General features: G+C 66.2%; 12 protein-coding genes. 9 read left to right on the plus strand and 3 right to left on the minus strand.

Annotated features, from left to right (window positions below; genetic code table 11):
* Positions 1–84: 84 nt before the first annotated feature.
* Together RIA68_10810 and RIA68_10815 are read left to right on the plus strand one after the other, a co-directional pair.
* On the plus strand, positions 85–315 hold the full coding sequence (locus RIA68_10810) for a DUF2945 domain-containing protein (protein ID MEQ8317935.1): 231 nt from the start codon (positions 85–87) through the stop codon (positions 313–315).
* 9 nt (positions 316–324) lie between these two features.
* Positions 325–663, plus strand: coding sequence for a DUF3140 domain-containing protein (locus RIA68_10815; GenBank protein ID MEQ8317936.1), 339 nt, complete (start codon positions 325–327; stop codon positions 661–663).
* 90 nt (positions 664–753) lie between these two features.
* Here RIA68_10815 and RIA68_10820 read toward each other — a convergent pair whose 3' ends face one another.
* The gene (locus RIA68_10820) at positions 754–957 is read right to left on the minus strand and encodes a CsbD family protein (protein ID MEQ8317937.1); all 204 of its coding nucleotides are present in this window, start codon (positions 955–957) and stop codon (positions 754–756) included.
* Between the two features lie 43 nt (positions 958–1,000).
* A complete protein-coding gene (locus RIA68_10825) occupies positions 1,001–1,576 on the minus strand; it encodes a type 1 glutamine amidotransferase domain-containing protein (protein MEQ8317938.1) in 576 nt (191 codons plus the stop codon).
* A 326-nt stretch (positions 1,577–1,902) separates the two neighbouring features.
* On the opposite strand from RIA68_10825, the gene RIA68_10830 reads away from it, so the two are divergent.
* From RIA68_10830 to RIA68_10860, 7 genes are all read left to right on the plus strand, one after another.
* Positions 1,903–3,102, plus strand: coding sequence for a hypothetical protein (locus tag RIA68_10830; protein ID MEQ8317939.1), 1,200 nt, complete (start codon positions 1,903–1,905; stop codon positions 3,100–3,102).
* A gap of 97 nt (positions 3,103–3,199) precedes the next feature.
* Positions 3,200–4,543 carry an aspartate aminotransferase family protein gene (locus RIA68_10835; protein ID MEQ8317940.1) on the plus strand — a complete coding sequence of 448 codons (1,344 nt, stop codon included), beginning with the start codon at positions 3,200–3,202 and terminating at the stop codon, positions 4,541–4,543.
* 28 nt (positions 4,544–4,571) lie between these two features.
* On the plus strand, positions 4,572–5,576 hold the full coding sequence (locus tag RIA68_10840) for a carbon-nitrogen hydrolase family protein (protein ID MEQ8317941.1): 1,005 nt from the start codon (positions 4,572–4,574) through the stop codon (positions 5,574–5,576).
* A complete protein-coding gene (locus RIA68_10845) occupies positions 5,573–8,293 on the plus strand; it encodes an aminotransferase class I/II-fold pyridoxal phosphate-dependent enzyme (protein MEQ8317942.1) in 2,721 nt (906 codons plus the stop codon). The genes RIA68_10840 and RIA68_10845 overlap by 4 nt, the downstream gene beginning before the upstream one ends.
* 41 nt (positions 8,294–8,334) lie before the next feature.
* The gene (locus tag RIA68_10850) at positions 8,335–9,903 is read left to right on the plus strand and encodes a biotin carboxylase (GenBank protein MEQ8317943.1); all 1,569 of its coding nucleotides are present in this window, start codon (positions 8,335–8,337) and stop codon (positions 9,901–9,903) included.
* A gap of 26 nt (positions 9,904–9,929) precedes the next feature.
* Complete coding sequence (locus RIA68_10855; GenBank protein MEQ8317944.1) at positions 9,930–10,895, plus strand: C45 family peptidase; 966 nt, start codon at positions 9,930–9,932, stop codon at positions 10,893–10,895.
* A gap of 38 nt (positions 10,896–10,933) precedes the next feature.
* Entirely contained in the window at positions 10,934–11,422 is a 489-nt protein-coding gene (locus tag RIA68_10860) for a transcriptional repressor (GenBank protein ID MEQ8317945.1), read from the plus strand.
* Positions 11,423–11,443: 21 nt separating this feature from the next.
* Here RIA68_10860 and RIA68_10865 read toward each other — a convergent pair whose 3' ends face one another.
* Positions 11,444–13,075 carry a PQQ-dependent sugar dehydrogenase gene (locus RIA68_10865; protein MEQ8317946.1) on the minus strand — a complete coding sequence of 544 codons (1,632 nt, stop codon included), beginning with the start codon at positions 13,073–13,075 and terminating at the stop codon, positions 11,444–11,446.
* Positions 13,076–13,098: the final 23 nt, after the last annotated feature.

Here is a 13,098-nt window from a genome sequence, read left to right on the forward strand (position 1 = left end):
CCCCGGCACGCGGGGCGAGTCGCCCCGCTGCGTCGCCACCGGTGGTAGCGTTCCCAATCACCCCTACCGAACGGAGGAACCGCCATGAGTGCCAGCTATAGCAAGGGCGACAACGTCAAGTGGGAATGGGGCGACGGCTACGCCCGGGGCAAGGTCGTCGAGCGACATACCGAGACCATCGAGCGGACCATCGACGGCAACTCGGTGAAGCGGAAGGGCGACGACGACAACGCCGCCCTCGTCATCGAGCAGGACGACGGCCAGAAGGTCTTGAAGCTCGAGAGCGAGGTGTCCAAGGACACCTCGAGCAACTGAGGCCGCCACATGGACCTTGACAACGACAAGAAGGACAACATCTACGAGTCGTTCTACGACCGCGTCAACATGCAACCTAAAGAACTCGAGGAATGGCTCGAAACCGATGAATCGAAGTCGGTTGGCGACTCCGACGGCGAAGAATCCACGGGCCACAGGTCCGGCCGACGCATCGTCGAGATCAAGCGAACGAACAAGGACGACCTGAGCGACTCGGACTTCGAGCACATGAACAAGGTCGTGAATTGCATCAAGCGTCACACCAGCCAGCGGCCCGAGGGTGACGTTGAAGAGAGCGACTGGCGTTACTCGCTCATGAACTGGGGCCACGATCCGCTGAAGTCGTAGCGTTCGAAGACGTGGCAACGATTGGGCATACAGAAACGCGTGCCGCCTCTCGGTCGCACGCGTTCTTTCTCCCACCGCACTCGACCAGTGCTAGCAGTTGCACTGCTGCTTGAACTCTTCGATCTCCTTCTCGGCTTCTTCCTTGGACTTGCCGTAGCGTTCCTGGATCTTGCCGGCGAGCTGATCACGCTTGCCCTCGACCTGGTCGAGCTCGTCGTCGGTCAGCTTCCCCCACCGCTCTTTGGCCTTGCCTTTGAGCTGCTTCCAGTTTCCTTGCAGGGTGTCCTGATTCATCGGATACCTCCTGTAGCTTATTGCTCTGCGTCTCGGGGCGTGCTTACGCGGTCTTCTGGCCGGCGTGCTTGCCCTCACGAATCTCTTCGATCGTCTTGTCGATGAACGCGGGCAGGTCGTCGGGCGAACGGCTCGTCGTCAGGGCCTGGTCGCAGACGACTTCCTTATCGACCCACCGAGCCCCCGCGTTCTTGAGGTCGCTCTTGAGGGATGGCCAGCTCGTGATCTCGCGACCCTCGACGACGCCGCAGTCGATGAGCAGCCACGGAGCGTGGCAGATGGCGCTGACCGGCTTGCCGGCCTTGAAGAACTCACGCACGAACGTCGTCGCGTCTTCACGCATGCGGAGCGTGTCGGGGTTCATGACGCCCCCGGGCAGCACGAGCGCGTCATATGCATCGGCGTTCGCGTCCGTGATGGCGCGGTCGGCCTTGACCGTGTCGCCCCAGTTGCCATCGTTCCAGCCCTTGATGTCGTTGCCGTCCGGCGTCACGACGTGCACTTCGGCGCCGGCTTCCTTCAGCGCTTCCATCGGGCGGACGAGCTCGCTCTGCTCGAAGCCGTCGGTCGCGAGGATGGCGATGGTCTTGCCGTCGAGCTTGGCGTTGCTGGTGGTCATTCGAATCGTTCCTTTCAGTTTGAGTCGCGATGCACAAGAACGATCGGCGCACGCGGTGACCATCCAGTGAAGTCCCAGTGAATCGGGGCTCATTCTCATGTCTCCACGCGTGAACGCAATGCGGCGTCCCGTACGAAGTGCGACTGTCTCGCGGAGACTGCCCACCGGACGTCGGGAAACCACGAACCGAGTCTTGGTTCCCCTTATGCGTCGAACGATCGAGACGATCAGCCGCGAAGCAGCGCCGCGAAAGCCAGCGAATGCAAAGCCGAAGAATCGCAGGCGGCCCGGCGACGATCGCTGGCCGCACGCCTGAGGAGGATGCCATGCCTGCGTTGACCGCTTGTGCACTATTCGTCGCGTTGGGCTCCGCCAGTGGCGGAGGGGCCGCGTCGCTGCAGTCGTTCCAAGCCGCCGAGCCCGACCCAACGGCCTTGCCACTGCTGGGCGAGCAACGCGTGCATTTCTACGTGCAAGAGGCGTACGAGGGCTTCTCGCCCCAGATCACCGACGCCGTGGCGGATCGCTACGCCGAGCTGGTCGACGCGGGGATGGACTGCTCGCGTCACCTGCTGGACTGGGCCGACCTCGAGCCCTCGCCGGGCGTGTACGACCTGGCCGGCGTCATCGAGGCGCTCGATCATCGCATCGACCAGGGCGCGCCCCGGCAGTTCGTGAACATCACGGTCATCGACACCGGCGGGCCGGAAGCGTTGCCGCAGTACGTGCAAGACTTGCTTGCGCAGGGAGCCCGTTGGGACGACCCGCGCATCACCGGACCATTCGGCGCCATGCTCGAGGCGATCGTGCCGGCGATGGTCGACCGGGGCGTGTACATGCTCGGCTTTGCCAACGAAGCGAGCGGTTACTACGAGGACGAGCCCGCCGCCGCCGCGTCGTTCGCGGGCTTCGTGCAGGCGGCGATCGATCGGACCAGGACCATCGAGCCCGCGCTCTCGACGACCGTGGTGTTCGCGGGCACGTCCGACGCGTCGATCCCGGCGCTGATGCCGCTGATTGACGTGGCGACGTTCAATTGGTACGCGTATGAGCAGGAGGTCGAGCCTTCTTGTCGCTTCTTTGGTGAGGCGTTGCCGCTGTGGCGGGCGACCGGGCCAGACGGCATCCCGGACGTCCTCGACGAGATGATGCGGGTCTCGGGCGACCGATTCGTGTGCATCCAGGAGATCGGGCAGGCTACGGGCTGGACGGACCGGCCGACGACCCTGGGGCCGCTGGCGGGCGAGGCGTTGCAGGCACAGGTGATCGAAGCAATGGCCGAGGCCGTCATCGAGCGGCGGCATCGCTTCCGCACGGTCAGCCTGTGGACGCTCAACGACCACACGCCAGCGGGCATGCAGTATGTCGTGGACGCCATCCTGGCCGAGGGTCTGCCGACCTGCTACGCGGAGAACGTTGGCGAGATCTTCGGGCCGACCGGCATCGTGGAGAGCACGCCCGAGGCCCGGCGCAAGCCCGCGTTCGAGTCGATGCGTCGAGCGATCGCCGAGGTCTCGACCAAGTAGACGCGGCGCTCGTCGTGGCCCGCCCGGGCGCGAGGCAGGGTTGGCCCCCGCATACACTTCCTGTCGGCCCCCGCGTGGGCCGTGACAGGAGGTCACAGTGCCAGCCGCCACGTCCGAACGTTCGTCCGCCACGGCCTCGGAGTCCCTCGTCGCCCGCCGCCAGAAGGTCGTGTGCTCGGGCGTGGGCATGCTCAGCCCGATGACCGCCGCGAGTGCGTCGGGCGCCATCATTACCGACGCCGACGGCCGGGAGTTCATCGACTTTGCCAGCGGCATCGGCGTGATGAGCGTGGGCCACAGCGACCCAGCAGTCATCGACGCAGTGCGCGCCCAAGTGGCAAGCCTGCAGCACGCCTGCATCCACGTGGCGACGTACGAGCCCTACGTGGCCTTGTGCGAGAAGCTCGTCGAGCTCTTCCCCCACCACGAGCGGGCCGACGACAGCACCAAGGCCCTGCTCATCAGCACCGGGGCCGAGGCCGTCGAAAACTGCATCAAGATCGCACGCCAGGCAACCGGACGCGCCGGCATCATCTGCTATACCGGTGGCTTCCACGGCCGAACGCTTCTGGCGGGCACGCTGACCAGCAAGGTGCACCTCAAGCACGGCTGCGGGCCGTACGCGCCTGAGGTCTATCGGCTGCCGTTCCCGAGGCCGCTACCGGGCGAGACCATCGGCGAGGCCGACCTGGTGAAGCGCGAGCTGCACCGCCTGGAGCAGGCGTTCCTCGACACCGTGGCGGCCTCGCAGGTCGCGGCCATCATCATCGAGGTGGTGCAGGGCGAGGGCGGATTCAGCGTGGCGCCCAAGGGCTACCTGGAGGGCCTGCGGCGGATCTGCGACGAGCACGGCATCGTGCTGATCTTCGACGAGGTGCAGGCGGGCTTCTGCCGCACGGGGGCTTGGGCGGCATACGACCACTTCGGCGTGAAGCCCGACCTGAGCCCGTGGGCCAAGGCCATGGGCGGCGGGCTGCCCATGGCCTGCGTCATCGGCAAGGCCAGCGTGATGGACCGCGTGAACCCCGGCACGCTCGGCGGCACCTACGGCGGCAACCCCGTCGCCTGCGCCGCATCGCTGGCGGCCATCGCCCGCATGGAAGAGCTCGACCTGAACGCGCGGGCGACGCACATCGGCAGCATGATCCGCCAGCGCTTCGATGCGCTGAAGGAAACCGTCGCCCAGGTCACGGACGTACGCGGCATGGGCGCCATGATGGCCATCGAATTCAGCGAGGGTGGCGACCCCAGCAAGCCCGCGCCGGCGATGGTCAAGGCCGTCATCGACGACTGCCGGAGCAAGGGCCTGCTCGTCATCGCCGCGGGCCTGGCGGGCAACTGCATCCGCGTGCTGACGCCGCTCGTCATCACCGACGACGAGCTGAACCGCGGGCTCGACATCCTGTGCCAGAGCATCGAGCAGCACGCACCGAATCACTGAACCGTTTCTTCTTGCGAGGTAGTTCCGCATGCGCCCATTCGCCATCGCCGGCCTGCAGTTGAAGGTCTCGGGCCGACGCTCGAACCTCGAGCACGTGACCGACCGCATCGAGATGCTCATGCACCTGTATCCGTGGGTGCAGATGGTGGTGGTCAGCGAGCTGGCGACTTTCGGCGGCTGGACCGGCCACGCCATGGCCCTGCCGGGCGACGTCGAGCAGCACTACCAGCGGCTTGCCGCTCGCCACGGCATCTGGCTGCTGCCCGGCTCGCTCTACGAGAAGACCGCCGAGGGCATCTACAACACCACGCCCGTGATCGATCCGCACGGCATCGTGCAGGCCCGGTATCGCAAGATGTTCCCGTTCATGCCCTACGAGACGGGCGTCGAGTGGGGCACGGAGTTCTGCGTGTTCGACGTGCCCGACGTCGGCCGATTCGGCGTGAGCATCTGCTACGACATGTGGTTCCCCGAGACCAGCCGGACGCTCGCGGCGATGGGCGCCGAGGTGCTGCTGCACCCGACGCTGACGCCCACGATGGACCGCGACGTGGAGCTCTCGATTGCGCGGGCGACGGCGGCCATGAACCAGATGTTCGTGGTCGACATCAACGGCATCGGCGACGGCGGCAACGGGCGATCGCTGTTCGTGGCGCCCTCGGGCGACGTGCTGTACCAGGCCGGCAGCAACGAGGAGCTGCTGCCGATCGAGATCGATCTCGACCGCGTCCGCCGGTCTCGCGAGGTCGGGCTGAAGGGGCTGGGCCAGCCGCTCAAGAGCTTCCGCGACCGGCGTGTCGAGTTCGACGTGTACAAGCGCGACTCGCCCGCGAACGAGTACCTCAACACGCTGGGCTCGCTCGAGAAGATGGCGCGCGGCAGCCGGGCGGGCATCGGGTTCGGCGAGCACGCGCCGCACGCCGACCAGCCGCTCGCGGCGGCGCCCGCGGTGACGCCCCCACCGGCTGAAGCACCGCCCGCGGCGGCACCACCGGCTCCCGCACCCGCGCCTTCTCCGGGAACGACGCCATGACCCAGGCCGGCACGCAGCCCGAATCTTCGCCCGGCGATGCACGCCCGCAGCGGCAGCGCGGCCGCCAGTACAGCGCCTTCCAACTGCGCATGGATACCTGGAACGAGCTGCAGGTTCGTACCACGTGGCTTCGTGAGATGACCCGCGCGGGCCAGGACGCCGCCGAGCCCCGCGCGCTGGTCGGCCAGAGCCTGGAGGTGCTCGCGAGCCTCGAGCCGTACTGGGCGTTCCCGGGCCCGGCCCGCATGGACGAATTGACCCGCCTGCACCAGGGCGGCGCGACGGGCGAGCTGGCCGACCGCGTTGCCAGCGTCAGTCGCCTCCTCATCGGGGATGCATACCGAGAGCGCGGCGGTGCGGCCTTCGACGAACCGGGGCGAGATCATCGCAACGGCGGCCAGGACGCCGAGGCCCGCGCACGGGTGCGCGGACGTCCGTACTTCGAGGTACTGTTCGTCGACGGCGCCGACGCCTACGACCACGATTCGCTGCGCGACGGACTCGGCGCATGCCGGCGCGACTCGGATGAGTTCGTGTACGACGTCGTCACGGTGCCGAGCGCCCAGGACGCCGTCATCGCGGTGCTGTTCAACCCGACCATCCAGGCCGTCTTCCTGCGGTACAACTTCGGCTTCTTCACGCAGAGCAACCACCCGGCCCTGCGGCGATACCTCGATGCGCTCTCGGCCGAGAACATGCCCAACAGCTACGGGCTCAACCGCAGCCTGCACCTGGCGAGCGTGCTCAAGAAGCTCCGCCCCGAACTCGATCTGTACCTCGTCACCGATACGCCGCTCGACTCGGTGGCCGGAAACGTGGGCAGCGCCTTCCGCCGGACGTTCTACCGGCTCGAGCAATACATGGAGCAACACCTGAGCATCCTGCGGGGCGTCCGCGAGCGGTTCGAGACGCCGTTCTTCGATGCGCTCCGCAAGTATGCGGCCAAGCCGACCGGCGTGTTCCATGCCCTGCCCATCGCCCGCGGCAAGAGCATGACGACCAGCCATTGGGCCAAGGACTTCCACGACTTCTACGGACCCAACATCTTCCTGGCCGAAACGAGCGCGACGAGCGGCGGGCTCGACTCGCTGTCGCAGCCGCGCGGCCCTATTCGCAAGGCCCAGGAGGCCGCGGCCCGCGCCTTCGGCGCCAGGCAGACGTTCTTCGTCACCAACGGCACGTCGACGGCCAACAAGATCGTGCAGCAGGCTCTGGTGCAGCCGGGCGACATCGTGCTGGTCGACCGCGACTGCCACAAGAGCCACCACTACGCGTTCGTGCTGGCCGGTGCGCACCCGGTGTACCTCGACTCGTATCCGCTGCAGAAGTACACGATGTACGGGGCCGTGCCGCTCGAAGAGATCGAGAAGCAGCTGCTCGCCCTGAAGGACGCCGGCAAGCTCGACCGCGTGCGCATGCTCGTGCTGACCAACTGCACGTTCGACGGGCTGACGTACGACCCTGCTCGCGTCATGCAGCGCATCTTGGCGATCAAGCCCGACATGATCTTCCTGTGGGACGAGGCGTGGTTCGGCTACGCCCGATTCAGCCCGACGCTGCGTCGCCGGACGGCCATGGACGCCGCCAGCCGACTGCGCAAGATGTACCGCAGCGACGACTATCGCAAGGCCTACGCAAACCGCTCCGAGGCCGACGGCCCGATGGCCGACCCGGGCGAGGTCCGCGTCCGCGTCTATGCGACGCAATCGACGCACAAGACGCTTACGAGCCTCCGGCAGGGCTCGATGATCCACGTCTACGACGAAGACTTCGAGCAGCGCGCGAGTGCGGCCTTGCTCGAGGCGCTCATGACGCACACGTCGACCTCGCCCAACTACCAGATCATCGCCTCGCTCGATGCCGGCCGACGGCAGGTCGAACTCGAGGGCTACGAGCTTGTTGAGAAGACCATCGACCTGGCCATGACGCTGCGAAAGCGCGTCAATGAGCACCCCGACATCTCGCGATTCTTCCGCGTGCTGCGGCCGGCCGACATGATCCCGGCCGAGCACCGGCCAAGCGGGCTCGAGTTCTACTACCACCCCGAGCAGGGCTGGGGCAGGATGGACGCGGCCTGGCGCGAGGACGAGTTCACGCTCGACCCCACGCGCGTAACACTCGAGGTGTGCGCGACGGGCATCGACGGCGACACGCTTCGGCACATGCTGATGGATCGCTACGACATCCAGATCAACAAGACCTCGCGCAACTCGATGCTCTTCATGCCCAACATCGGCACGACGCGGGGCGACGTGGCGTACCTCATCGAGACGCTGGCCGATATCTCGCGCCGAGTGGAAGACCAGCTCAGCACTGAAAGCAGCGCGGGGCTGAGCCTGCACACGCAGAAGGTCGATTCGCTGCTCGAGGGTCCGCCGCTCCCGAACTTCAGCCGCTTCCACGACGCGTTCCGCGACAAAGATTCATCGACGCCAGAGGGCGACCTGCGGCGTGCCTTCTTCCTCGCGTACGACGAGGACAACACGGCCTGGGTAAAGCTCGACCGCGACCTGCTTCGGCAGATCAAGGACGGCCGCGAGTTCGTCTCGGCCACGTTCGTCACGCCCTATCCGCCGGGATTCCCCATCCTCGTGCCGGGGCAGGTGTTCAGCGCCGAGATCATCGCCTACCTCCTCGCGCTGGACGTGAAGGAGATCCACGGCTATCACACTACGTACGGCCTGCGCGTGTTCGAGGAGCACGTGCTGGAGTCGTAGACCGTGACTCATTCGCCTCGATCACATCGCCAGGGGGCTCCATGACCACCGTGACCACGCCGTCGACCAGCCAGCAGCCGAACACGCCGGCGAGCCGGCCGACCAACATGGTCAAGTCCAAGCCGCTGACGAGCAATATCAGCAAGCGGAAGAAGAAGGGGACGCTGCACGGCATCTCCGAGATCCGACGCTACTTTTATCGCAACACCGAGCCCATCTATTTCATCAGTGCAACGAACTTCAACCTGCTTGGCATCGACGAGTGGGTCCGCAACTTCACGTACATCAACTACATCGACTGCTTCGACAAGCAGCACCCCAACGTGTTCGTGCCCGACGAGCGGCCGCACGAGCCGTTCGAGAGCATCGAGGACATCAACAACTACCTGCTACGCCACCCCGACGTGCGGGCGCTCATCAAGAACCGCGGCAAGGACCACAAGACCAACGGCAAGGCCGTGTTCCTGATGTTCGACGAGACCACCGAGAAGCTCTGCCGAGAGCTCGATCTTGAGGTCTGCTTTCCGCCGGCGTCGCTGCGCACCCAGGTCGACGACAAGATGGAGACCACGCGCATCGGCAACCGCGCCCGCGTGCACAGCGTGCCCAACAAGCTCGTACGCGTGAAGAGCTTCGAAGACCTTCGGAGCAAGACCAAGAAGCTCGGCGACGACGTGGTCATCCAAACCGCCTACGGCGACTCGGGCCACACGACCTTCTTCGTGAAGGACGAGGCCGACTTCGCCAAGCACGAGGCCGACATCACCAGCGCTCCCGAGGTCAAGGTAATGAAGCGCATCCGCTGCCGTGGTAGTGCGCTCGAGGCCTGCGTGACGCGGCACGGCACGATCGTCGGCCCGCTCATGACCGAGCTCGTGGGCTTCAAGGAGCTCACGCCCTATCGCGGTGGCTGGTGCGGCAACGAGGTGTTCGCCGGTGCGTTCGACAAGCGCATCCGCAAGAACGCTCGCCGTGCGGCCATGGCCTTTGGCGACGAACTCCGCGAGATGGGCTATCGCGGCTACTTCGAGATCGACTACCTGACCGACCTGGATACGGGCAAGGTCTACCTGGGCGAGTGCAACCCGCGCATCACGGGCGCCAGCAGCATGACGAACCTCGCCGCGTTCGCGCATGCCGACGCGCCGCTGTTCCTGTTCCACCTGCTTGAGTGGATGGGCATCGACTACGAGCTGGACGTCGACGAGCTCAACGACCGCTGGGCCGACCCGGACAACATCGATGGCTGGAGCCAGCTGGTCATCAAGCACACCGAGGACTCGGTCGACCGCATCACCCACGCACCGCCCACGGGCATCTACGAGCTCGATGGCAAGGGCCAGATGCATTACGTCCGGATGCAGACGCACCGGCGGACCGTGCAATTCGAGAACCGCGCCTTCTTCCTGCGCATCAGCAAGCCGGGCGATTACCGCTATGAAGGCGCCGACCTGGGCATCCTGGTCAGCCCGGGCCGCTTCATGGACGAGGACTTCCAGCTCACGCGGCGGGCGAAGCAGTGGATCAAGGGCATCCGCGGCTTCTACCGCGGCGACTCGGACTTCGGCGGAGAGGCCGCCCCCGAGCTGACGGGCTTCAAGCTTCTGTGACTCCGCCGGCAACCACACCGCGGACCATGACTTTCCGCGCCATGCGAGACGGCGATGACCTCGACCGCGCGTTCGAGGCCTACTGGCCGGCGTATCAGGCGTGGATGGCCAAGGCCAGGCCCAAGCTCAGCGCCAAGGCCACCCGCGAGAAGCTGGAAGAGCACGTTCCATCGCTCGTTCCCGCGTTCGAGCACCTGCTCGAGCGTTTCGGTGGATCGGCCGCGGTCGCGCGGTTCCTCACGCTCTACCGCCCCCCGCCGCTGGTGCGCGGTTGCACGCAGGCGATCTGGCAGGGCGAGGGCGGCCCCGCGCTCGTGCGAAACTACGACCACGCGCCGCACCTGGCCGACGGGATCGTCCTACACGCGACATGGGACGGCGTCGAGACGCTGTGCATGACCGACTGCGTGTTCGGCGCGCTCGACGGCGTCAACGAGCACGGGCTGTGCGTCGCGCTCGCCTTCGGCGGGCGGCAGGTCTCGGGCGATGGCTTCGCGGCACCGCTCCTGGTTCGCCATGCGCTGCAAGCCTGCAAGACGGCACCCGAAGCGGCCGAGGCCATCGCGAGGGTTCCGTGCTCCATGACCTACACGTTCGTGTGCCTCGACGCCTCGGGCGAGCACGCGACGGTGTACGCCGCGCCCGACCGGCCCGCACGCATCGACCACGCGACGGCGAGCGCGAACCACCAGGGAAAGGTCGAGTGGCCGCAGTACGCCGCGTCGTGCAAGACGGTCGAACGCGTGCACGCGGCCAGCGACCTGCTAGACGCTCCGGGCCAGACGCTCGACGGCCTCACGCAGGGATTCCTCCGGCGACCGATCTATCGGACCGGGTACGCGAAGGGCTCGGGAACCCTGTACACCAGCGTGTACACGCCCGGCGATCGCGCGCTCGACCTGCGGTGGCCCTCGGCACGCATGCGGCAGTCGCTCGACCGATTCGAGCCCGCCGTCGTCGACGCCGCCCTCGGCCTCGCGAGATCGCCGTGACGGACGAATCGTGATGCAACAGCCATATCATTCTTCGCATGGATGAGCTCTCACCGAACCGCGCGCCATCTTCCGAGACCCCTGCGATCCGCATTACCGAGCCGCTGTGCGCGGTCTTCCGGCAGAAGCTCAAGGCCGAAGGCCAGAAGTACACGCCCGAACGGGCCCAGGTGCTCGACGCGATCATCCAGATCGACCGCATCTTCGAGGCAGAGCAGGTCATCGACGAGCTCCGCAAGCGCGGGCACCGCGTGAGCAAGGCCACCGTCTATCGCACGATCCACCTCCTACAGGAGGCCGGCATCCTCCAGCGCGTGCTCACCGAAGGCGACCAAGCCCAGTACCAGCTTGCCTACGGCGAGAGCCCCAGCGACACGCTCGTGCGGCTCGACACCCGCGAGATCGTTTCGATTGACGTACCTGAGCTTGCCGAGATCCGCGATCGAATCTGCAGGGAGCTCGGCCTGGCACCGCAGGGCCATCGGCTGCAAATCTTCGCGGTCGCGCCCGATGCCGCAGGTGGCTAGAGACCACAGACAGGGAATGCCTCAGCAACCGTCGTCGAACGCGTTCTGGAAGCACAGGAAGTCGAACAGATCGATGCCGCCACTGCCATCGCAGTCGGCGGCCGGATCACCCGCGTCGAACGCGTTCTGGAAGCACAAGAAGTCGAACACGTCGAGCGAGCCGCTGCCGTCGCAGTCGGCGTAGCAGGGCTCGGCGCCGTCGATTACCAGATCGGCCACCCAGATCGTGTCGATCACGCGGCTGACCACGAACACGCGGCCGGCTTCATCGCGTCCAAACCTCGGATCGGCTCGCGAAACGCCCAGGATGTCGACGAACGCCCCCGGGGCGCTGCCGTCGACGCTGACGTTCATCACGAAGACGTCGGCCTGCGTGCCGCCAGCATCAGCGCTCAAGAGCTCGTCCACGCGGGTATGGAAGAAGGCGCCACGCGCCAGGTCGCTGTAGACCAACTGCTCGCCGAAGCCCGGATCGTCGGGATCGATCACCGGGAAGCCGCCGACGATGGCGGTGTTCTGGCTCGTCGGCAGGGCTCCGGGCGTGTTGGGAATCTCGTGGTCGTACATCGCCGCGGGAAAGGTGAGCGTCGATCCGGGTGGCAGCCGAAGCTCGGTGTCGAGGTTGCCGTCGGCCGGTCCGTCGTACCGCGTCCAGCCGTGGTTGTCGCCGTTGTCAACGACGTTGATCTCCTCGTAGTCCTCGTTGCCGATGTCGAAGACTACCAGCCGCCCTCGTCCATCATCGCCCCGCACGAAGCAGAGGTTCTGGGGATTGCGCAGGCCCCACGCGAGGATCTCTTCGGTGTTGCCGTCGTCGTCCAGCAGCGGTCCCCCATCGGCATGGAAGTTTCCCTCGGGGACCCGGTAGGCGTCGGCGCCGTTCTGCAGCGGGTCGATGCGCAGCATCTTGCCGAAGGGATTGTCACGATCCTGCACGTGCTGCAAGTTGGGGTTGCCCGAGCCCGTGTTCATATCACCGAGACCCAGGTGCAGGAGGCCGTACGCCTCGTCGCCCGGCTGCGCATACGGATCAAACATCATCTGCCCGACACAATGCGAATCGAGCACCCGTCCGGCGAACTGGAAGCGGATGACCTCCCGGAGGGAACTCGTGTCGATCCGATTGGGATCGCTCGCGTCGACCGTCCATTCATTGACCACATACGTCGCCGCGTCGTCGCCCGGCCTCGTGGGTAAGGCGGCGCCGCTGTAGTCCGGCGGTCGCGAGCCGGGCGTCTCGCTCATCGACATCGTGTAGAGCTTGCCCTCGCCCGCTGTCCCAGGCATGGCGTAGTCCGGATGGAACGCGATGTAGGACAATCCGTTCGTCGACAAGCGGAATCGATCTCGAAAGTCGCTCAGCACGCCCGGCTCGTTGAGGTCGAGGAAGATGCCGAGCTGCTGCCCGTCGGCGTCGAGGACGAAGATCTTGCCCTCGTTCGTGCTCACGAACACCCGCCCCGACCCGTCGCCGCAGTGGTCCAGATCGATCGCCCCGGACCGATCGATGGTCGAGATGGTTGCAAATGTCGTGAGTTCCAGTACCGTCGACGATGGCAGCGGGTCGGGCAACTGCCCGAGAGCCGCCTGGCTCGAAACGAACCAAATAGCCATGCCCGACAACGCCCCAACACCGACTCGCATCGCACGCATCGCACGTCCTCCTGAACACAATG

The organism is Phycisphaerales bacterium (assembly GCA_040217175.1).
GTDB lineage: Bacteria > Planctomycetota > Phycisphaerae > Phycisphaerales > UBA1924 > JAHCJI01.